20 protein-coding genes are annotated in these 20,220 nt (G+C 33.9%); 10 read left to right on the forward strand and 10 right to left on the reverse strand.

Annotated features, from left to right (window positions below):
* Window positions 1-11: 11 nt before the first annotated feature.
* On the reverse strand, window positions 12-416 hold the full coding sequence (locus tag BLV64_RS05425) for a hypothetical protein (protein WP_092133182.1): 405 nt from the start codon (window positions 414-416) through the stop codon (window positions 12-14).
* Between the two features lie 153 nt (window positions 417-569).
* Between BLV64_RS05425 and BLV64_RS05430 the strand changes: the two genes are divergently transcribed.
* From BLV64_RS05430 to BLV64_RS05445, 4 genes are all read left to right on the forward strand, one after another.
* Window positions 570-752: a hypothetical protein gene (locus BLV64_RS05430; protein WP_092133183.1), complete on the forward strand. Its 183-nt coding sequence runs from the start codon at window positions 570-572 to the stop codon at window positions 750-752.
* 74 nt (window positions 753-826) lie between these two features.
* Complete coding sequence (locus BLV64_RS05435) at window positions 827-2,164, forward strand: 2TM domain-containing protein (RefSeq protein ID WP_092133184.1); 1,338 nt, start codon at window positions 827-829, stop codon at window positions 2,162-2,164.
* 1 nt (window position 2,165) lies between these two features.
* The gene (locus tag BLV64_RS05440) at window positions 2,166-2,480 is read left to right on the forward strand and encodes a 2TM domain-containing protein (protein ID WP_092133185.1); all 315 of its coding nucleotides are present in this window, start codon (window positions 2,166-2,168) and stop codon (window positions 2,478-2,480) included.
* A 17-nt stretch (window positions 2,481-2,497) separates the two neighbouring features.
* The gene (locus tag BLV64_RS05445; protein ID WP_092133186.1) at window positions 2,498-3,253 is read left to right on the forward strand and encodes a LytR/AlgR family response regulator transcription factor; all 756 of its coding nucleotides are present in this window, start codon (window positions 2,498-2,500) and stop codon (window positions 3,251-3,253) included.
* Between the two features lie 6 nt (window positions 3,254-3,259).
* On the opposite strand, the gene BLV64_RS05450 is transcribed toward BLV64_RS05445, so the two are convergent.
* A complete protein-coding gene (locus BLV64_RS05450; RefSeq protein WP_092133187.1) occupies window positions 3,260-4,486 on the reverse strand; it encodes an LETM1-related biofilm-associated protein in 1,227 nt (408 codons plus the stop codon).
* Between the two features lie 145 nt (window positions 4,487-4,631).
* On the opposite strand from BLV64_RS05450, the gene BLV64_RS14780 reads away from it, so the two are divergent.
* The 4 genes from BLV64_RS14780 (at window position 4,632) to BLV64_RS05470 (ending at window position 9,498) form a co-directional block, all read left to right on the forward strand.
* Window positions 4,632-5,282: a DUF4331 family protein gene (locus BLV64_RS14780; protein WP_092133188.1), complete on the forward strand. Its 651-nt coding sequence runs from the start codon at window positions 4,632-4,634 to the stop codon at window positions 5,280-5,282.
* 23 nt (window positions 5,283-5,305) lie between these two features.
* Window positions 5,306-5,869 carry a DUF4331 family protein gene (locus tag BLV64_RS14785; protein ID WP_092133189.1) on the forward strand — a complete coding sequence of 188 codons (564 nt, stop codon included), beginning with the start codon at window positions 5,306-5,308 and terminating at the stop codon, window positions 5,867-5,869.
* 95 nt (window positions 5,870-5,964) lie between these two features.
* The gene (locus tag BLV64_RS05465; RefSeq protein WP_092133190.1) at window positions 5,965-7,254 is read left to right on the forward strand and encodes a tetratricopeptide repeat protein; all 1,290 of its coding nucleotides are present in this window, start codon (window positions 5,965-5,967) and stop codon (window positions 7,252-7,254) included.
* A 6-nt stretch (window positions 7,255-7,260) separates the two neighbouring features.
* Window positions 7,261-9,498 (forward strand): TonB-dependent receptor, encoded by a 2,238-nt coding sequence (locus tag BLV64_RS05470; protein ID WP_092133191.1) that lies wholly within the window; start codon window positions 7,261-7,263, stop codon window positions 9,496-9,498.
* Between the two features lie 340 nt (window positions 9,499-9,838).
* On the opposite strand, the gene BLV64_RS05475 is transcribed toward BLV64_RS05470, so the two are convergent.
* The 3 genes from BLV64_RS05475 to BLV64_RS05485 all read right to left on the reverse strand — a co-directional run bounded on the left by BLV64_RS05475 (window position 9,839) and on the right by BLV64_RS05485 (window position 11,836).
* Window positions 9,839-10,648: an anti-sigma factor gene (locus BLV64_RS05475; protein ID WP_092133192.1), complete on the reverse strand. Its 810-nt coding sequence runs from the start codon at window positions 10,646-10,648 to the stop codon at window positions 9,839-9,841.
* A complete protein-coding gene (locus BLV64_RS05480) occupies window positions 10,649-11,179 on the reverse strand; it encodes an RNA polymerase sigma factor (protein ID WP_092133193.1) in 531 nt (176 codons plus the stop codon).
* A 75-nt stretch (window positions 11,180-11,254) separates the two neighbouring features.
* Window positions 11,255-11,836: a superoxide dismutase family protein gene (locus BLV64_RS05485; protein WP_092133194.1), complete on the reverse strand. Its 582-nt coding sequence runs from the start codon at window positions 11,834-11,836 to the stop codon at window positions 11,255-11,257.
* A gap of 214 nt (window positions 11,837-12,050) precedes the next feature.
* On the opposite strand from BLV64_RS05485, the gene BLV64_RS05490 reads away from it, so the two are divergent.
* Both BLV64_RS05490 and BLV64_RS05495 read left to right on the forward strand, forming a co-directional pair.
* Window positions 12,051-13,178, forward strand: coding sequence for a vWA domain-containing protein (locus BLV64_RS05490; RefSeq protein WP_092133195.1), 1,128 nt, complete (start codon window positions 12,051-12,053; stop codon window positions 13,176-13,178).
* A gap of 101 nt (window positions 13,179-13,279) precedes the next feature.
* Window positions 13,280-14,746, forward strand: a complete 1,467-nt coding sequence (locus BLV64_RS05495; protein WP_092133196.1) for a sigma 54-interacting transcriptional regulator — start codon at window positions 13,280-13,282, stop codon at window positions 14,744-14,746.
* 81 nt (window positions 14,747-14,827) lie between these two features.
* Here BLV64_RS05495 and BLV64_RS05500 read toward each other — a convergent pair whose 3' ends face one another.
* The 5 genes from BLV64_RS05500 to BLV64_RS05520 form a co-directional block, all read right to left on the reverse strand.
* Window positions 14,828-16,039 (reverse strand): bifunctional alpha/beta hydrolase/OsmC family protein, encoded by a 1,212-nt coding sequence (locus tag BLV64_RS05500; protein ID WP_092133197.1) that lies wholly within the window; start codon window positions 16,037-16,039, stop codon window positions 14,828-14,830.
* A gap of 12 nt (window positions 16,040-16,051) precedes the next feature.
* The gene (locus BLV64_RS05505) at window positions 16,052-17,695 is read right to left on the reverse strand and encodes a M1 family metallopeptidase (RefSeq protein WP_092133198.1); all 1,644 of its coding nucleotides are present in this window, start codon (window positions 17,693-17,695) and stop codon (window positions 16,052-16,054) included.
* Window positions 17,696-18,106: 411 nt separating this feature from the next.
* On the reverse strand, window positions 18,107-18,682 hold the full coding sequence (locus BLV64_RS05510) for a Pycsar system effector family protein (RefSeq protein ID WP_092133199.1): 576 nt from the start codon (window positions 18,680-18,682) through the stop codon (window positions 18,107-18,109).
* A 71-nt stretch (window positions 18,683-18,753) separates the two neighbouring features.
* A complete protein-coding gene (locus BLV64_RS05515; protein WP_177165298.1) occupies window positions 18,754-19,794 on the reverse strand; it encodes an adenylate/guanylate cyclase domain-containing protein in 1,041 nt (346 codons plus the stop codon).
* 45 nt (window positions 19,795-19,839) lie between these two features.
* Window positions 19,840-20,214 (reverse strand): response regulator, encoded by a 375-nt coding sequence (locus BLV64_RS05520; protein ID WP_092133319.1) that lies wholly within the window; start codon window positions 20,212-20,214, stop codon window positions 19,840-19,842.
* Window positions 20,215-20,220: the final 6 nt, after the last annotated feature.

Consider the following 20,220-nt stretch of genomic DNA (forward strand, 5'->3'; position numbering starts at 1 on the left):
GGGAATACGCTTTAAAACCAAGGTAAATCTATATTAGGTAAATGGCGTTGCGACCAAATAAAATGCCCATAAAGCACGCCCGATAGTAATAAAATGATTTGATAACGTCGTTTTAAAATATAGGTTGAGGGCAGTCGCCTTCCTATACGTATCATAATCACTACGATAATTACCAATAGAACCACCGGGAGCCACCAATTTGATCCAAACAAAGGCATTCTAGAACCCAAAAAAAAGTGTCCACCTAAAACGCCCCAAAAAAAAGTAATAAAGAAGTATTTGTTATATGCCCAATTTTTGAGAATAACATTTACAGTATCGTTTTTAGAGCGATTAAAATTTAAAACAATATTGAGTGCCATTAAACAGGCAATGATGCCAAGAACAATATACTCTACAGTTTTAACGGAAATCATAAATACAGACGTTTTCACTGTATAAGTTACTCATTTTTTTAAAATGTACCATGTAAATGCAGTTCAGAAGTAAAAAAATACAGTTCGGTAATCACTTTTTTTATGATCTCTGTTACTGTTAGATATTTGCTGTAACCTTTAAAACCATTTATTATGATTAAAATTGCCGTATTAATTTCTCTTATGCTTGCCGCGTATCTCACTTCGGAAAAAAAATGTGAACGAGAAGAAAATAAAGTCGTAACTATTAAAAAAGACAACTCTAATTCTGCATTTTTGTGTTCAGAACAAGTAGTGCTAGTTGATGCTATGTCTTGTAACAGTAAGAAATCTTAAAATAAGTAAACGTCGCGCTTAACTTTTTTTACCTTTAATCCTGAATGTACTTTAATTTAGAAAACAGACTACTAATGAAAAATCTCTTAAAAAATAGTATCATCACGTTTGCCATAGGCTGCTTAGTCTTTGTGCTAGGGAGTTTGTTTTTTGGGGATTTTAACTATAAAAGTTCGTCCGATTTTTTAATCAGTTTTGGGTTTTACCAGTTATATGCTTTTGTCTTAGGGTTTTCAAATATGTTCTACTTCTCCTATTTAGAAGGTTTAGATTGGAAGAAAAAAGATGGAGTTAAACGTATTGCCATCGGAGTAATAGGGTCGACAATTTTAACCTTAATAGGATTGTTTTTATTGCGACTATTTACCTCTGTGGTTTATATGGGGAATACATTTTTACATTTTTTAAGTCACGAAACGCTTAAGGATTATCAGTTTGGATTATGGATTACCTTAAGTATAGTTATCGTTTTTCACTTTGTGTATTTCTATAACCGTAAACAAAAGCAAAAAATTAAAGAGCAAAAGGTTATTGCGGGTACAGCGAGTGCGAAGTTTGATGCCTTAAAAAATCAATTAGATCCTCATTTTCTCTTCAACAGCCTAAATGTATTAACAAGTTTAATTGAAGAAAATCCGGAGAATGCACAGCGGTTTACAACAAGTCTATCCAAAATTTACAGGTATGTATTAGAGCAAAAAAATAAGGATTTAGTATCGGTAGATCAAGAGTTACAGTTTGCTAAAACTTATATGTCACTTTTAAAAATGCGTTTTGAAGATAGCTTGGTATTTACCATCCCAGAACAGGCAAATAACCCAGAGAGTAAGGTTGTACCATTATCGCTACAATTGTTACTAGAAAACGCTGTAAAGCACAATATTGTAAACAGTAACAAACCGCTGCATATTACTATTTATGAAGAGAACGGGTTTTTGGTGGTCGAAAATAATTTACAAATTAAACAAGTCGTAAAAAGCTCAAGTAGCGGTGTTGGGTTAAGTAATATAAAACAACGATATGGCTTATTAACAAACAAAAAAGTGAGTATTATAGAGAGTAAAGAGCTTTTTAAAGTGGCTTTACCAATGCTTACAAAACAACTATCTATTATGAAAACAAACTACGAGATTAACGAACATGACGCTTATTACCAGGCTAGAAAACGGGTAGAAGAGATTAAAGGATTTTATGGAAATCTTATAGCCTACTGTATAATTATACCTGTCATTATTTTTATCAATTATCAAACCTCATGGGAAGAACACAAGTGGTTTTTCTACCCGATGTTAGGATGGGGAATGGGAGTCGTTTTTCACGGATTTGGCGTATTCGGCTTTGGTAAAAATTGGGAAGACCGAAAAATAAAAGAAATTTTAGAAAAAGAACAACAAACTAAAAACTGGAATTAAAATGGATACTAAATATATAGAACAGGAACGCTACCAAAGAGCTGCAAAACAAGTAAAGAAAATTAAAGGCTTTTACTCGCATGCTTTAGTTTATATTGTAATTAATATAATGATTGTAATTATTAATATTCAAAATTTAGACCCAGGGGAGAGTTATTTTCAGTGGCATAATTTTATCACTTTGTTTTTCTGGGGTATCGGATTATTAGCACATGGGTTAAGTGTTTTTATTCCAACAATGGTCATGGGGAAAGATTGGGAAGAGCGTAAAATTCGGGAGTATATGGAGAAATCAAAAAATAACCGCTGGGAATAATTTAAATAGAATTTATAATGAAAGTTTTAATTGTTGAAGACGAAAAACCATCGGCAAGGCGTTTACAACGCATGTTAGAAAAAATGGATATTGAGGTGAATACCATGTTGCATTCTGTTGAAGAGTCTATAGCTTGGTTTAAAGAAAATAGTCATCCTGATCTCATATTTTTAGACATCCAATTAAGTGACGGCTTGTCGTTCGAAATTTTTGAAGCGGTTTCTATTTCATCAGCGATTATTTTTACAACAGCCTACGATGAATACGCACTAAAAGCCTTTAAACTTAATAGTATTGATTATTTGCTAAAACCTATAGATCAGGACGAGTTAGAAGCAGCAGTAAATAAATATATAACGCGGCTTCCCGAGAAGCAACATGTGACTTTAGATTTCAACGCTATTAAACAGTTATTGGTCAATCCGATAGAACGTTCTTATAAAAAACGTTTTTCGGTAAAGGTTGGTCAGCATTTAAAGCTTATACATAGCGATGATATTGAATGTGTTTACAGTGAAAACAAAGGCACCTACCTCTATACCTCACAAGGCCGAAACTATTTAATAGACACTTCGTTAGAAGATTTAGAATTCGAGCTCGAACCCCATGTTTTTTTTAGAGTCAATCGTAAATTTTACGTTAATATAAATGCTATAAAAGATATGGTGAGTTATACCAATTCTCGTTTAGAGATTAAGCTGAATACCTATAACGATTATGAAATAATTGTGGCTAGAGAGCGTGTTAAAGCGTTTAAAAACTGGTTAGAATAATTGGGGTTATTCATTTAATTCCTTGGGAGGTTGATTCTCTGTTAGCTTATCAATTTTATTATCGTCGAACGTTGACGGCAACATATTCGGAATTAACTTTACAACAATAGGCAACAATATAGCACCACCAGGTAAAATAAAAATAGCAAGACTAGGTATGGTTTTAAAAATATCGACCAATTGAGATTGTACCCTTTTTTGCTCTTCTTTCGTTAAATCTCTAGTGGTTGCTTGGGTTAAAAGCACCATGAGGTCTTTACTTTGAACAAGCTCCTTAAAAATACGTTTGCTATTTCGCTTAATTAATTTCATAACTAATTTGGACGAATTATCGTAAAAATTAGCAATCGGCGTTGAGGTTTTAAAAACAGCAAATTCTGCTTTGTGTTTTTTATTAAAATCAACAAGGTGGTATAAGGAGTCGTTAATTTCGTCTACCGAAAGGTTCATATCTACACCAATCGATTTTACAAAATTATGCGCTTTATCATCTTCAAAAACGTCTTCCCAAATCGCTAAACAAGCAATATCCAAAAAGTATTTTTTCTCGAAAGCATTAAAATTAGTCCCTATCGCAATTCGGTAATCTAAATTAAAGTGATTACGATCGTCTTTTATATATGAGATCGATTCACGTAAACTTTTTAGAAAATCGATATCCTTTTTGTTGTTATCAACCTTATAATTTAAGGCGTCATAGGTAATATTGACAAGAATAGTTTCTAAACGTGACGCATAGGTATGGACGTTTATCTCTTCCATTAAATGTTTACGAAACGTAAGAACGTCTATAAACACTAAAGAATTTGTTACCGTTTTATTAAAGTTACGGGTTAATAAGTTATTATCTAATTGCACACGATCATGAATTAGACGTTCTAAAACCGAAGCGTCCGAACTTCCAATAAAGAGCTTGTCCCATAACGATAAATCTGAAACTTCTAAATCTTTATAAAACTGAAGAACATTTTTTAAGAAGGCGTTAAAGTTGTGATCTTGAGTTGTGCACGCATAGGTATGGTATAAACCGGTAAGTAAATTAACCTTTGCAATTTCATCTTTAGAGTAGGTGTGCTCAAAAATTATGCGCTCTGGAGCATAAATATTAAGTCCGTAAATAAAGCCGTTTTCTCTCAATTTAAGGTATAGCTCGTTAAAGTCGTTATAAAACAAACCACTTTGTGAGACTATCGATTCAAATTTTTTTATCCAACCCGAAGTTGAAGGATTCATAGCTTTTAATTTGGGGATAAAGGTACTTCTAAAAGTTTAAAATCAGAATTATTTTTAAATAATAGACAATTTATAAAACCCGCTTTACTTTTTATGCGTAGGTATTGCTGAGAACAAATTATTAACTAACAAAAAATCTCATATTATGAAAAAAATGAAAATTTTATTAGGAGCTTCAGCATTAGCTATTGCTGGCTTCTTAATGGTAGCAGCCGATCATATTGATGCACCAGATGTGGCGAGCACGAGTAGTGACATTACAGACTTCTATGCGTTTCAAGGGCAAAACGAAAACAACATTGCTTTTGTAGCTAATGTTCAAGGGTTATTAAGTCCGATGGCTACGACTTCGGCAACTTTTGATGAAAATGTTTTAGTAGAGATAAATATTGATACTAATAATGACAACGTAGAAGATTTAGTAATTCAAGCAATCCCAAGAAATGGTAAGATGTACTTTTTTGGCCCAACGGCTCCAACAGCGACAGGTTTAAATAGTATTATTATGAAGGACGCTACACAAACCGTAGTAGATATTACAGCTTACGGTGAAATAGCGAAAGTAACAACTAACTCAAACGGAATTAAAGCCTTCGCAGGACCAAGAGATGACCCTTTCTTTTTCGACTTTGCACAATACTCGGCAATTCTTGCTGGAGACGCAACAAGTTTTAATAACCCAGGAGACGATACGTTTTCAGGGACTAACGTAATGTCTATTGTAGTTGAGGTACCAAAATCTATGATTGGTGGTTCTGGAACTATTAATACATGGGTAGAATCTAAAAGAAAATAATAACACTTTAAAACTTAAAACTTATGAAAACTATAAAAATAGTAATGACAGCATTATTAGTCTCAGCAGTCTCTTTTAACTGCTCTAGCGACGACGATAACTTTACAACAACACCTACACCAACAACTCTAGATTTTTCTGGAACTTACAATCAAGCAGACCAAATGGGACGCCCAGCAGTAAATACAGTATTTGTTTCTTCGGGCTCTAAAGATGGTTTTAATACCACGATACCTTCAGAACAAAATGCAGCATTCCAAGGGATGTTTCAAGCAAACTTAATGGGCTTAAGTCCGGCGTTTGCAAATCCTGGAGATATGAATGCTTTAGGGCAAGACGCTGCAGCATTTACAGGTTTATTAGCTACCGATGTATTAAATGTATCGCTTGACGGAACAACTACTTTTTACGACGGTACTAATGTATTAACAGGTCGTGCTCTTGCAGATGATGTAATTACTGTAGAGTTATTATTAATTTTTGGTGGGGAAGATTTTACTGAAAACCCAGCCTTATCTAACGATAATGTTAATGCTAACGATAAACCTTTTTTAGCCTCATTTCCATATTTAGCTTCTGCTTGGTAGAAGCCTTTTAAACTGTAGCGCTACCCTTAATAGCGCTATGGTTTTTTATAATCAAGCTAAATTTAAAACAAACAAGCAAACAAACAAAACATATTATGAAATCTATACTTTATTCTTTAGTTCTATTAGTTACTGTAGCAAGTTGTAGCAAGGTTTCTAAATCAAAAGATATTACAGCTGCTCAGGATTATAATTCTTTTTTAAATTCTGAAAATCAAAAATTAGAAGCTATAAATAAAGAGTATGCTTTTTGGTCTCAAAAATTAGAAGAAACGCCAAATCAATTTCCCTACTTAGGAAAATTGGCAGGGTTAAACGGAAGTTATTTTGAAACCACTGGAGACATCTCTAAACTTATTGAAGCCGAAGAAAATTATCTTATTTTAAATAAAAAAACAAACTTTAACAATGCTGGCTATTTAAGAGGATTGGCACGTAATTATATTTCGCAACATAAGTTTAAAAATGCGTTAGAATTATTACTAAAAGCAGAAGAAAATGGTGAAAAATTAAATGATACTCAAAAAATGCTGTTCGATGTATATTTAGAGCTTGGAGACGATGAAAAAGCAAAATTTTATTTAGAAAAGATATTAAATCTTAATAGCTTTGATTATCTAATTCGAACCGCTAAATGGAACGATCACAAAGGGAATTTAGACGCAGCAATTAAGTACATGGAGCAAGCTGTTATTGTAGCTGAAACTTCAAAAAACGAAGGCTTAATGCAATGGTCTTATACAAACCTTGCCGATTTTTACGGACATAATGGAGAGATTAAAAAATCATATAACTATTATTTAAAGGCACTTGAGTTAGATTCAAACAACGCCTATTCTAAAAAAGGAATTGCTTGGATTGTTTACTCTTACGAGCGCAACCCAGAAGAAGCAATGCGCATTTTAAATACGGTGACTAAAAATTACAACACACCGGATTTTTTCTTGTTAAAAGCAAAAATCTCTGAGTATATGAATGATATTACCGCTAAAGATGGTTATTTAAAGGAGTATAAAGAGGCAGTAAAAAACAAAAATTACGGCGATATGTATAATGCCTATAATGTAGAGTTATGGGCAGAAAACAATTCTAGTATAGACGCCGCGATAGCAATCTCTAAACGAGAAATCGAAAACAGACCAACACCTTTGTCGTACGATTTATTAGCGTGGTCTGAGTTTAGAAAAGGAAATTTTGAAAGGGCATTATACATAGTAGAAACACACGTTGTAAACAAAACTTTCGAGCCTAATGCGTTGTACCATATTGCAGAAATATACAAAGCAAACAATATGTTAGGCAAAGTAAAATCTTTGAAAGAAGAATTAGAAAATAGTGCTTACGAACTAGGACCATTAATGGAGATTAAAATAAACCAATTATAATTATATATGAATCAATTTAAACTAATTTTTGTCACTTTTCTTCTCTTAAGTGTTACCTACTCGCAAGCACAACAAATTAAAGGATCTGTTTTCGACAGCTATAAACAACCTTTAAATGGAGCTTATGTTTACAATACAACAAGCAAATCGCACGCACACACTTCAGAAAATGGATATTTCCTTATCGAAGAAAGCGCGGTTGGAGATTCTTTAGAAATAGGATTGTTAGGCTTTAAAAAAACGACAATTGTTTTAACCGAAAATTCTTTTTCTGGCTCGTTGTCTATTGTTTTAGAAAATAATGTTTTCAACTTAGAAGAGCTTGTATTAACCGAGCAAATCAATCCGTTAAATACTTTGGTGAAAATGGATTTAGAAACAAATCCTATTAACTCATCACAGGAGATTTTACGAAAAGTACCAGGGTTAATAATTGGTCAGCATGCCGGTGGAGGTAAAGCCGAGCAAATTTTTTTAAGAGGTTTCGATATCGATCACGGTACAGATATCTCCATAAATGTAGATGGCATACCAGTTAACAACGTATCTCATGCTCACGGGCAAGGGTATAGCGATTTACACTTTGTAATACCAGAAACGATTAGTAATATCCATTTTGGTAAAGGCCCTTATTACGCCGAAGCACGAGATTTTACAACTGCAGGCTATGTAGATTTTAAAACTAAGAATAGTTTAAAAAATAATACAATTAAATTGTCTTACGGGCAGTTTAATACCATTAGAACTTTAGGATTATTCAATGTACATGAAAAATCGAAGCGTGATAATGCTTATGTAGGTATAGAATATATTGAAACTGATGGCCCGTTTAATACTTCTCAAAATTTTAATAGAGTAAATCTTATTGGTAAATATACAGCCTACGTAAACAATACCGATAAATTAGCGTTTACAGTTACGCATTTAGACAGCCGTTGGGATGCTTCAGGACAAATTCCTCAACGTGCCGTGGATAGCGGATTAATAGATCGCTTTGGTGCAATAGATGATACCGAAGGAGGTAATACAAGTCGTACCAATGCAAATGTTGAATTTAGATCGGTAATTGATGATAATACTTTATTAACTTCAAATGCATTCTATTCTCATTACGATTTCGAATTGTATTCTAACTTTACTTTCTTTCTAGAGGATCCTATTAATGGCGATCAAATTAAACAGAAAGAAGATAGAAATATTTTCGGATTTAATGCACAAATAGATAAGACAAAAGCTCTTAGTTTTGCCGATTTAAAAACCACGACTGGTGTAGGGTTAAGACACGATAGAGTTAGTGATATCGAATTATCGCATACTCTAAACAGAAAGACAACCTTAGAGAATATTCAATTGGGTGATTTAAACCAAACCAATATGTTTGCGTTTTATAAAGCAGAATTCGACTTAGGTAAATTTAAAATTACGCCAGGTCTGCGTTTAGAATATTTTAAATTTATGTATAACGATGCTTTAGCTGAAGATTATGTTACTCAAGCCGAAAATAAAGCAGGGTTATTTCCAAAATTGAATGTGGTATTCGAACAAAACGATAACCTACAGTGGTTTTTTAAATCTGGAATCGGTTTTCACTCAAACGACACGCGAGTGGTAGTAGCTCAAAAAGGGAAAGAGGTTTTACCTAAAGCTTATGGTGTAGATTTTGGTCCGATATGGAAACCAATTCCTAAATTAGCAGTAAACGCTACAGCGTGGTATTTATTTTTAGAACAAGAATTTGTTTATGTTGGAGATGCAGGTGTTGTAGAGCCTAGCGGAAAAACAGAACGTTATGGTGTAGATTTTGGATTGCGTTACCAATTAACTGATTATTTATATTTTAATACCGATGCTACATTAACTAAGGCAAGAAGCACAGAAGATCCAGAGGGAGAAAACTATATTCCTTTAGCGCCAAAATTAACGTTTGTAGGAGGATTATCTTTAAACGAATTCAACGGATTTACAGGTGGTATCCATTACAGATATGTAGGCGATCGCCCAGCAAATGAAGACAATTCGGTAGTCGCCGAAGGATATTTTGTAACCGATTTTAATTTGAATTATAAAATTAATAAAAACATAACGCTGGGTGTTGCCATTGAAAATGTTTTTGATACGGAGTGGAATGAAACACAATTCTTAACAGAAACACGCTTACAAAACGAATTGAATCCTGTAGAAGAAATACACTTTACACCTGGAACACCATTTACTGCAAAAGGATCTATAACGTATAATTTTTAAGAGTTTTTTAAGTTACGATTTTGGCTAACATTTTTTTTGCTTTGATTGTTTTGTTAAGTAAGATTATTTGTTTGCTTTTTGTTGGTTGATTGTAAAGCCTTTTTTAAACGCTGTTTAAAAAGGGCTTTATTTTTAGTATAATTTAAGTGGGTTTTTGCGTCCTTAAAAAAAAAGGAATCCCTTCTATTACTTATTATTATATAAAAATGTAACGTATTTCTCATCATTAAGAACGTATTAAAAAGAATCAGTTTTAGTGATGTCGGTATTCATTTAAAGCCATAAAAAAACTTAAACTGTTCTCAGTTTAAGTTTTTTTATTTTACTACTCACTACTAATTTAAGAATCACTCACCACACCTAATGTGTACAGTTGCTCCATCGTTGGCGATTCACTTCCGCCAGCCGGTTCCAAAGTAATACCGAAAGCTTGAGAAGCGTTGTTGTTTTGTAACTCGAAAATTTTATTTGCATTGTCGTTAAAATCGTCTATTGTTCCTAAACTAGTAGGGGATAACGGATTTAATGTAAGCGACCAAATTTGATAAACCTTACCCTCGGGAGGTTTTGGCAAACCTGCTAAATCTAAGTAAACAGTTTCTGAAGATTTGTCCCAATACACTTTGGCGTATCCTTCAGGGTAAACGTCTTGACCATTTAACGTAATATTTATTAAATTCTGATCTCTAATAACATTTAGTAGTTTTTTGGTGTCTGCCAAATCAGAATTAATATCTTTAACTTGTATTTCTAAAAACTCTTTATCTGTAGTTATGGTCGAGACTTTAGTATTTAAAGCTTCATTTTTGTTTAAGGTCCAAAGTAAACCAACAGCTAATAAGACTGCAGCTGCCCAGCCCGTATAATTAAACCAAATGGTCTTTCTTGTAGGAGGAAGCAAAGAAGTAACTTTCGTGTCGTTGTCTGTAAAGCTGAGTGCTTTTTTTACACTAGTAAATATATGCTTAGAATTTGAAGGGGCTGCGTGAGCTGTTAATTTTACAACAGCAGCTTCAATATTTAAAACTTCTTCTAGTAATTCAGGGTACTTAAGCATAGCGTCGTAAATTTCTCTATTTTCTTTGTCAGAGAGTGCGCCTGCAACATACAGTTCTAAAATTCCAGATTTTATGTAGGTTTTAATATCCATTTAATTTAAAACGATTTCTCTTAATTCATTAATACAATTTCTATTTCTTGTTTTAACAGTTCCTATAGGTATTTCTAGGGTTTCTGCAGCTTCTTTTTGTGTGTAGCCTTTAAAGTATAATAACTCTAAAACTTCAATACACTTTTGTTTAAGCAAACTTATAAATTTACCAACCCCTATAGCATCTGTACTGTTATTTAAGTCATCTTGTGATGGTAAAATATCTACGAAATATTCTGCGTCAAGGTTTTTAGAATTGTTTTTAAATCCTTTAGATCGAGTTTTGTCTATTGCGGCATTTCTAGAAATATTAAGGAGCCAAGTAAAAAAACGACCTTTGGTAGCGTCGTAGGATTCTGATTTATGCCAGGCTTTTATAAAAACATCTTGCATCACTTCTTCAGCAATATTATGATCTCTTACAATATTATATATAACACCGTGCATACTTGTACTATACATATTGTAAAGTGTTTCAAAGGCATTTTCGTCTTTCTGCTGGAATTTTGAAATTAATAAATCTAATTGCATAGGCTCGATTTCGTTTAAAGATAAAAAAAAAACAGCTTATTATAAGCTGCTTTTTTTTTAAATTGTACGGAGTTATTATTGAATAATTCCACCACAACTAACTCTTGAGCCTGCATTTCCAGTAGGCTGAGATGTAAAGTCATCGGCATCTTTGTGAATAATAATCGCTTTACCTAAAATGTCTTTGGTTTCATCACCACAACCTATACACCATTCGTCTGTAGTCATATTAACTGTAGCATAACCTTTGTCGTCTGCTTCTAAGTTTCCAATATCTCCTTTATGGTACCCTGCTGCATCACCCCATTTACCGTGTGGTGCTCCCGTAGGATTCCAATGTCCACCAGAAGAGGTGCCATCTGCCGCTGAGCAATCTGCTTTTTCATGTAAATGTATAGCGTGAGTACCCGGCTCTAAACCTTCTACTACTGCAACCATTTTTACCTTTCCGTCTTCTTGAGTAAATACAGCATTTCCAGTTACCTTACTGTTGCTTTTAGATTCTAAAGCGACTTTTATTTTTACAGCTGTTTCTGTTTTTGTTACCACTTCAGTTTCTTTCTCCATTTCTGGTGCAGCCGGTGTTTCTTTTTTATCCTTACAACTTGCAGCAAAAATTAAAGTTAATGCTAATGCTAATTGAGTTATTTTTTTCATGTTTTATTGTTTTGAATTATTAAAATACGTTTAAATGTAAGGAGATATTTTCCGTCATGCAAATTCTAAAGCTATAATTAGAATCTATACATTAAGAATGAGGTGTAACCTGTTCATTTTTAAAATATAGCTATTCTGTTATAAGAGTGTTAAAAGCCTGTTTTTATTAAGCCGTTACTTTCTTTCAGATTAAAAAAGGCTTATTTTTATAGTGATGAAAACACATTATACGCATAAAAAAGGTTTTGTTTTTAAAACTTACGAAGCACCTTTTCAATCCCCGTTCGAAAAGTTATTTGAGATTTTTAAAGAATTGATAACGCATACCTCTGGAGATTTTGATGAGGCGATTGCGTGGTTACGCGAATTAGATAAAGAGTATAAGTTAACCACACCAGAATATACTATAGATGATTTTATTGAAGATCTTAAAGCCAAAGGTTATATCCGAGAAGAAATCAAACCAGATGGAACTGGTGGTATGGGCATTACAGCAAAAACAGAACGCGCCATTCGCCAAGCGGCTTTAGATCAGATTTTCGGCGCTATAAAACGTAGCGGTTCGGGTAATCATAAAAGTAAACAAATCGGGTTAGGAGATGAACATACTGGTGATTTTAGAAGCTATCAGTTTGGTGACGGATTAGATAAGGTGTCTATGACTGAAAGTTTAAAAAATGCCCAAATTAATAATGGTATTGGTAATTTTAGTTTAACTGAAGAGGACTTGATAGTCGAGGATACCATGCACAAATCACAAATGAGTACCGTGCTAATGATTGATATTAGCCATAGTATGATTCTCTACGGTGAAGACCGAATTACACCAGCAAAAAAAGTGGCTATGGCCTTAGCCGAATTAATTACCACACGATACCCAAAAGACACTTTGGATATTTTAGTATTTGGTAACGATGCTTGGCAAATACAAATAAAAGATTTACCGTATCTCAATGTTGGGCCATACCACACTAATACTGTTGCTGGCCTACAATTGGCTATGGATTTATTAAGGCGTAAACGCAACACCAACAAACAGATTTTTATGATTACCGATGGAAAGCCTAGTTGTTTACGATTAAAAGACGGTAGTTATTACAAAGATAGTAATGGTTTAAATCCGTATATCACCAACAAGTGCTATGCAATGGCTCAACAAGCTAGAAAATTGCATATACCAATAACCACGTTTATGATTGCTCAAGATCGCTATTTAATGCAATTTGTTCAAGAGTTTACCCGCGCAAATCAAGGGAAAGCATTTTATACTGGGATTAAGGGACTTGGGGAGATGATTTTTGAAGATTATGAAACCAATAGGAAAAAGAGAATTAGAGGGTGATTTGTATACGCTATTAAATAAAGTTGAATAGATAAGATGTAATAAGACAATAAAGGTGTGTTCATTGATACTTGGTCGTGCATTCCTTTTAAAAAGAAACTATGAAAGTACAAACGATAAAAACATTAGGAGAATTAAAAGCTTGGGGTTACCAAAGTAAATCTATAAAAGATGAATTAAGAGATAATTTAATTGAAAAAATAAAGCATAAAGTACCTCCTTTTAAAGGAGTTCACGGCTATGAAAACACAGTGGTTCCTGAATTAGAGCGCGCGATATTATCTCGTCATAATATCAATTTGTTAGGATTGCGGGGGCAAGCGAAAACGCGATTAGCAAGACTGATGCTGGAATTATTAGACGAGTATATTCCGGTGGTACATGGTTCTGAAATTAACGACGATCCGTTACAGCCTATTTCGCGATTTGCTATCGAGTTAATAAAAGAAAAAGGTGATGCAACACCAATTTTTTGGCTGCACAGAAGCGAGCGATTTGCCGAAAAACTAGCTACCCCCGATGTAACGGTAGCCGATATTATTGGAGATGTTGACCCTATTAAAGCGGCCAACTTAAAATTGAGTTATGCCGATGATCGCGTTATCCATTACGGGATGATTCCAAGAGCAAATCGCTGTATTTTTGTTATTAATGAACTTCCCGATTTACAAGCGCGAATTCAAGTAGCACTATTTAATATATTACAAGAAGGAGATATTCAAATACGAGGATTTAAACTGAGGTTGAATTTAGATATGCAATTTATATTCACCGCTAACCCTGAAGATTATACAAATAGAGGGAGTATCGTTACGCCGCTAAAAGATAGAATAGGCTCTCAGATTTTAACACATTATCCGCAAGATATTGAAACAGCGAGACGTATTACCCAACAGGAAGCAAAAATAGGAGCACAGCAACAAGAAAGCATTACCGTGCCAGACGTAGCCAAAGATCTTTTGGAGCAGATCGTGTTCGAGGCGCGAGAAAGCGAATATATAGATGCTAAAAGTGGGGTGAGTGCCCGTCTGAGTATTACGGCTTATGAAAATTTATTAAGTACAGCAGAGCTCAGAGCTTTAAAAGCAGGTGATAAAACCACAACTGTGCGCTTAAGCGATTTTACAGGTATCATTCCTTCCATTACTGGTAAAGTAGAATTGGTTTATGAAGGGGAGCAGGAAGGTGCAGCACAGGTTGCTTATCATTTAATAGGAGAGGCCGTTCAGCGCTTGTTTCCAAACTACTTCCCGGAAATAGAAAAGCTCAGAAAACCAGACGACGAAAGTCCGTATGACGCAATTATATCTTGGTTCTTTAACCATAGTGAAGGATTTGATCTATTAGATGAATTGCGCGATAAAGAATATAAACACGTATTAGATGCTGTTACACCTTTAGATGATTTGTTAGGGGAGTATCAACCTACACTCTCAAAGGAGGCCACTTATTTTATGAAAGAGTTTGTGCTTTGGGGATTGGTTCAGTTTAAGCAATTAAGTAAGTACAGATTTACGGAAGGTACGCAGTTTAAGGATCCTTACGGTAGTTTTATAAACGATTTATAATCATACTGTACTAGTTAATCGAGTATAAAAAAGGAGTGCTGTTTTAGCACTCCTTTTATTATTTATATAGCTTTACACTGCTTATACTAAGGTGGTAATTATCTGCGCAACACTATGGAGCGTTTTGTGTACAGGACATTTATCTGCTATCTGTAAAAGACGTTTAATCTGTTTGTCGTCTAAATGACCTGTTAGTTTAATAGTGCGTTTAAACGTGTCAATTTTAGCAGAGTTTTCTTCACAGTTGGCACAATCTTCGGCATGTGTTTTAGAATAACTGGTATGCACTTCAATGTTATCCAAGTCCCACTGTTTTCTTTTGGCATACATTTGCACTGTCATCGCTGTACACGCCGAAAGTCCGGCACTGACATAATCGTAAGGTGATGGACCAAAATCGTTACCTCCAAAAGAAAGGGGTTCGTCGGCTATTAAATTGTGATTTCCAGAGCGTAATTGTGTAGTAAATCCTTCCTCCTTAGCTAAGCTAGCAACAACATCATGAGTCGTTTTTAAGATGTCGTTTTCTGGTATGGGAATGTAGCGCTTAGCCCAACTCGCAATTAACTCACCAACATAAATGGAGTCTTCTTTTTGCATTAATAAGTGATCAGATCCATCTAAGGAGACAAAACTTTTAGGGTGTTTTGCTGCAATATACAGGTCTTCAGCATTTTTTATACCGACAATTCTATCTTGTGGGGAATGTAAAATAAGTAATGCTTTATTAAGGTTTTTTGCAATTTCAGACAGTGATTTTGATTTTATATCGTCCAAAAACTGTTTTTTTATGGTAAAATCTCTTCCGCCTAAATTAACAACAGCTTTACCTGTTGTATTTATTTCCTCCAGATTACTTTTTAGTAAATGTTGTACGTGGTCTGGATTTGATGGTGCGGCTATCGTGGCAACCGCTTTTATACTGTCTATAGCATCAGCAGCAAAAATAGCTGCGGCACCTCCTAAAGAGTGACCAATAAGCAGTGTAGGTGCAGCATAATTTTCTTCAAGATACTTTGAAGCCTCTATTAAATCTAAAATGTTTCCGGAAAAATTAGTGTTCTCAAAATCGCCACTGCTTTCACCTAAGCCTGTAAAATCAAATCGCAAAACACCAAAACCCTTAGCGGTAAGAGCGCGACTAATATTTCTTACAGCAGATAAGTTTTTATTACAGGTAAAACAATGTGCAAAAAGCACAAAATTATGAGGCTTTTGATGTGTAGGAAGTTCTAATCGCCCTTTTAAATCAAGACCATCATTGTTTTTAAACGTTACTTTTTGAATATTCATTTCAATTGTTTTTTAGAGTTTTTTTACGTCGATATAAAAATCATTACTGACTTTTATAGAGGCGTTTTTAGACTTTAATTTTATGGTATTAATTGTGGAGGTTGGGGTTATCCATTGTTTTTTACCGTCGATAGCTATTTGAATAGGCATAGTAAAGTCATCCACGGTATTACTCCATTTATAATTCAATTTTCGGCCGTTGGTAGTGTATTCTAAAACAGGAATTCGCGTATCTCGTAAATATTGGTTAAAAAACGCATGTAATTCGAGTCCGCTTTTTTCCGCTAAGAAGTTTTCAATTTGCTCCGTAGTTACTGTTTGATGATAAAACTCAGCATTCATATCACGAAGAATATTGCGCCATTTAACATCATCATTAATTAATTGCCTTAGGGTGTGAAGCATATTAGCACCTTTATAATACATATCACCAGAACCTTCATTATTTACATTGTAGGTACCAATAATAGGTCGGTCATTCTGAACACCCCTTCGCGTTCCAACTACATAATCTGCTCCTGCCTGTTTGCCATAGTAATAGTCAACAAAGAGACTTTCAGAATAGGCTGTAAAGCTTTCATGAATCCACATATCGGCAATGTCTTTATTGGTAATGTTATTGGCAAACCACTCGTGTCCAGATTCATGAATAATAATAAAGTCGAATTTTAAACCCCATCCAGAACCCGATAAATCACGCCCTAAATAGCCTTTCTTATATTGGTTGCCGTAAGTCACAGAACTTTGGTGTTCCATGCCTAAGTAAGGCACTTCAACCAATTTAAAGCCATCTTTATAAAACGGATACGGTCCGAACCAATACTCGAAAGCTTCCATCATTTTAGGAGCATCGGTAAAGTGTTCTTTTGCTTTTTCTAAATTATAATCTAATACATAATAACTCATGTCTAAATCACCATTTTCTCCTTTATAAACTTCAGAAAATTGAGCATACTTTCCTATGTTTATATTCACGCCATAGTTGTTTATGGGGTTGTTTACAAACCAATGGTATGTGTTGGTGTTATCGGGTAGCGACTCTACTCCTCGTAAACGACCGTTAGAAATATTCATTAATTCTTTTGGCACATTCACGCTTATAAGCATACTATCGACCTCATCGTACATGTGGTCTTTATTAGGCCACCATACACTAGCGCCAAGACCTTGACACGAAGAAGCTACAAAATGATTATCGTTACTGTCTTTTTTCCAAGAAATACCACCATCCCACGGTGCATTAACGGCTTCTTTAGGGTAGCCTTCATAATAAACATCTATACTTTGGATATCGCCTTTGTTTTGTTTTTTGTTTAAGGAAATAAACCACGCATTACCATCCTGTTTAACAGGAAGCGTCTTATCGTTTTGAATGACTTTGGTGATTTTAAGGGGAGACTGTAGGTCTATTTGCATAATATGATGAGGTTGTAAGACCTTATACTGTACTGTGTTTTTACCCGATATATATTTTTTATCAGGATTTACAGCAATATCTAAATGGTAATAATTAAGGTCCCACCATGCTCTTTCGGGGGTAATACTTCCTCTTAAAGTGTCTTGTTGAGAAAAATTGGTTTTCTTAGAAAGGAGTCCTTGACCAAATCCATTTAGTGATAAGCTAAGGAATGCAAAAAGGAGAATTGTTTTTTTCATGTATTGGATAGAATTTAATCAAAAATACAAAAAATAAAAGCTGTTTCTAGTGAGTAAATCGGCTTTAACAACTTAATAGTAAAAAGACGATTAGCTGAAAGCTAGAAAATTTTAAATCTGTTTTTAGGTAGTCAAAATGAACTATTGAGAGGAAGAGAGTAGAAGTGTTATGTGCTAATGAAAGCTCTTGTATTTAAGGGGCTCTTTTAAGTTGTTGATTTATTTAATAGTAGATGTCATAAGTTCGGGGAAATATCAGTTATAGGATTCTAGAGTTATTGAGGAGTGGAGGGTGAATAAAATCTGTCGTTCTGCTTTAGTTTTGGTACCAAGTATTAGCTATGTGATGTGTTTCTGGGTAAAAAAGCATCATTAACGCTACGATTAACATGTTGTTAATTGGATTGTGTTTTACGGGTTGAGTATAATTATAAAATGTAATATGCCTGTGAGGAATAAAATAAAAAGACCTAGTGCTAAAAGACTTATGGCCCGTCTCACATTTTTGAATTTCCAAGCTGAAATTTTTGAGAGAATAAAAATCTGTTCTCCCAACTGAAGAAAAAGACTGTCTTCATTTTTACTCTTTTTTAAAAAGGTTTTTGAAAACTCTTCGACGGTCCCAAATTTTGTAATGATATCCTTAAAGAAAAACATGTTCTTATTAAATTTACCTTCAATTTTTGGCATAAAACAGCGAATACAGAAAAAGATGGAGGCCGAAGTACAAAAGATCCAAGCGCTAATTAGAATGTATATAATGGTATTTCTGTCCAATGAATTAGAAATACTTGTAGCCCCTTGATAAATAAAATTTAGCAGTATACCATAGAAAGATAATATTAAACCTGCTTTTATTTCAGACGCTTTTATTAAGTTAGTCAAATAATTTATGGTTCCCCAATAATGATCAACTAACTCTTCGGTATGATCTTTTGCCTTCTTTTTTGTTGACACCTGTTTTTTTAACGGTTTTGAGTCTTCCATAATTTTGATGGATTAGTTGTTAGATGCATAATAGGGTTGATATAAAATGAAATATAACTCTACAAATACTCTCATTCAATAACTTGATATATAGTAAGCGGATTGGTTTTATTCTTAACCATAATATTGCCCACCTTTTTGCATTTAAAAGATTCTTTTACTTTTTGATAGCAATCTTCTGAAATAATTATCTGATTTTCTCTAGCGGCATCTTGTAAACGAGCAGCCGTATTTACTGTATCTCCAATTACAGTATAGTCTAAGCGTTTAAGACTTACAGATCCGATATTTCCTGAAACCATCTCACCACTTTTAATACCAATAGACACTTTCGGTTTGTAGTCTAAGTACCCTTCTAAAGCAGGTAGATTGTTTATTTTTTCGCATACAGCAAGTGCCGCATCTATAGCCCTGTCTAAATGATACTCTCCTTTAAATACAGCCATTATAGCATCGCCAATAAATTTATCGATATGCCCTTTTTGCTCTATGATTTCTTTTACCATTTCATCAAAATAGTTGTTTATTAATTTAACTACGGTATCCGCTTCTACATTTTCACTAATCTTAGTAAATCCGCATATATCAATAAATATAACCGTCGCTTCAATGGTTTCACTAGCCATGATTGTGGATTCAAATTCTTTATTACCCATAAAATTTAATACGTTTTCATCCACATACATTTTTAGGATATTATTTTCCTTAATAGCTTTAAGGGTGTCTTTAATTTGCTGTGCATGTTTTAGCGTTTTTTCCATGGTTAATGTCAAATCCTCAAAATTAATGGGCTTGGTAATGAAATCGAATGCGCCTCTATTCATAGCAGTTCTTATATTTTCCATATCACCATAAGCCGAAACAATAACCGATTTAATAAGTGGACTTGTTTCGTGCAATTTGGTCAATAGTGTTAACCCATCCATTTCAGGCATGTTAATATCGCTGAGTACAATATCTACCTCTGGATGTTCTAGTATTTTTTTAAGTGCTTCTTTTCCGTTTTCAGCGAAATAAAAGACGTATTCTTTTTCTCGAATTTGTTTTCTAAATTTTTGTTTAATTAAAACCTCTAAATCCGGTTCATCATCAACGACTAGTATCTTTCCCATAATATGATGTTTAAAATATTAAAGTATAACTTGTATGCGTTTTCTTTATTCGATTAGTGATTCAATTTCCTTGCGTAACGAATCAAAATTAATGGGTTTGGTAAAAAATTCTTTAGCTCCACTATTCATTGCCTTATTGTAGTTTTGCGAATCTCCGTAAGCAGAAATCATTGAGACACTAATTTTTGGAAATTTTTGTTTAATCCTTTCTAACAATTCTAAACCTGTCATCCCTGGCATATTAATATCCGAAAACACATAAACTACTTTCGGCGGTTCTTGATGTTCTAAAAATTCTAGAGCTTCTTGTCCTGAGAAGGCAAAATTTAGATGCAGTGTTTTACTTCTTATTTCTTTTCTGAATTTTTGACGGAACAATGTTTCTACATCGCGTTCGTCGTCTACTATTAAAATTTTCATAGTTGT

It is taken from the genome of Bizionia paragorgiae (assembly GCF_900107625.1).
GTDB classification, from domain to species: domain Bacteria; phylum Bacteroidota; class Bacteroidia; order Flavobacteriales; family Flavobacteriaceae; genus Bizionia; species Bizionia paragorgiae.

What these genes read in the sequence shown, in the direction of transcription:
- BLV64_RS05485 (WP_092133194.1), bottom strand. Translation starts at nt 11,836, where the DNA reads ATGAAAAAAATAACTCAATTAGCATTAGCATTAACTTTAATTTTTGCT.
- BLV64_RS05475 (WP_092133192.1), bottom strand. Translation starts at nt 10,648, where the DNA reads ATGGATATTAAAACCTACATAAAATCTGGAATTTTAGAACTGTATGTT.
- BLV64_RS05445 (WP_092133186.1), top strand. Translation starts at nt 2,498, where the DNA reads ATGAAAGTTTTAATTGTTGAAGACGAAAAACCATCGGCAAGGCGTTTA.
- BLV64_RS05430 (WP_092133183.1), top strand. Translation starts at nt 570, where the DNA reads ATGATTAAAATTGCCGTATTAATTTCTCTTATGCTTGCCGCGTATCTC.
- BLV64_RS05450 (WP_092133187.1), bottom strand. Translation starts at nt 4,486, where the DNA reads ATGAATCCTTCAACTTCGGGTTGGATAAAAAAATTTGAATCGATAGTC.
- BLV64_RS05520 (WP_092133319.1), bottom strand. Translation starts at nt 20,214, where the DNA reads ATGAAAATTTTAATAGTAGACGACGAACGCGATGTAGAAACATTGTTC.
- BLV64_RS05510 (WP_092133199.1), bottom strand. Translation starts at nt 18,682, where the DNA reads ATGGAAGACTCAAAACCGTTAAAAAAACAGGTGTCAACAAAAAAGAAG.
- BLV64_RS05435 (WP_092133184.1), top strand. Translation starts at nt 827, where the DNA reads ATGAAAAATCTCTTAAAAAATAGTATCATCACGTTTGCCATAGGCTGC.
- BLV64_RS05490 (WP_092133195.1), top strand. Translation starts at nt 12,051, where the DNA reads ATGAAAACACATTATACGCATAAAAAAGGTTTTGTTTTTAAAACTTAC.
- BLV64_RS05470 (WP_092133191.1), top strand. Translation starts at nt 7,261, where the DNA reads ATGAATCAATTTAAACTAATTTTTGTCACTTTTCTTCTCTTAAGTGTT.
- BLV64_RS05515 (WP_177165298.1), bottom strand. Translation starts at nt 19,794, where the DNA reads ATGGGAAAGATACTAGTCGTTGATGATGAACCGGATTTAGAGGTTTTA.
- BLV64_RS05440 (WP_092133185.1), top strand. Translation starts at nt 2,166, where the DNA reads ATGGATACTAAATATATAGAACAGGAACGCTACCAAAGAGCTGCAAAA.
- BLV64_RS05465 (WP_092133190.1), top strand. Translation starts at nt 5,965, where the DNA reads ATGAAATCTATACTTTATTCTTTAGTTCTATTAGTTACTGTAGCAAGT.
- BLV64_RS05505 (WP_092133198.1), bottom strand. Translation starts at nt 17,695, where the DNA reads ATGAAAAAAACAATTCTCCTTTTTGCATTCCTTAGCTTATCACTAAAT.
- BLV64_RS14785 (WP_092133189.1), top strand. Translation starts at nt 5,306, where the DNA reads ATGAAAACTATAAAAATAGTAATGACAGCATTATTAGTCTCAGCAGTC.
- BLV64_RS05500 (WP_092133197.1), bottom strand. Translation starts at nt 16,039, where the DNA reads ATGAATATTCAAAAAGTAACGTTTAAAAACAATGATGGTCTTGATTTA.
- BLV64_RS14780 (WP_092133188.1), top strand. Translation starts at nt 4,632, where the DNA reads ATGAAAAAAATGAAAATTTTATTAGGAGCTTCAGCATTAGCTATTGCT.
- BLV64_RS05425 (WP_092133182.1), bottom strand. Translation starts at nt 416, where the DNA reads ATGATTTCCGTTAAAACTGTAGAGTATATTGTTCTTGGCATCATTGCC.
- BLV64_RS05495 (WP_092133196.1), top strand. Translation starts at nt 13,280, where the DNA reads ATGAAAGTACAAACGATAAAAACATTAGGAGAATTAAAAGCTTGGGGT.
- BLV64_RS05480 (WP_092133193.1), bottom strand. Translation starts at nt 11,179, where the DNA reads ATGCAATTAGATTTATTAATTTCAAAATTCCAGCAGAAAGACGAAAAT.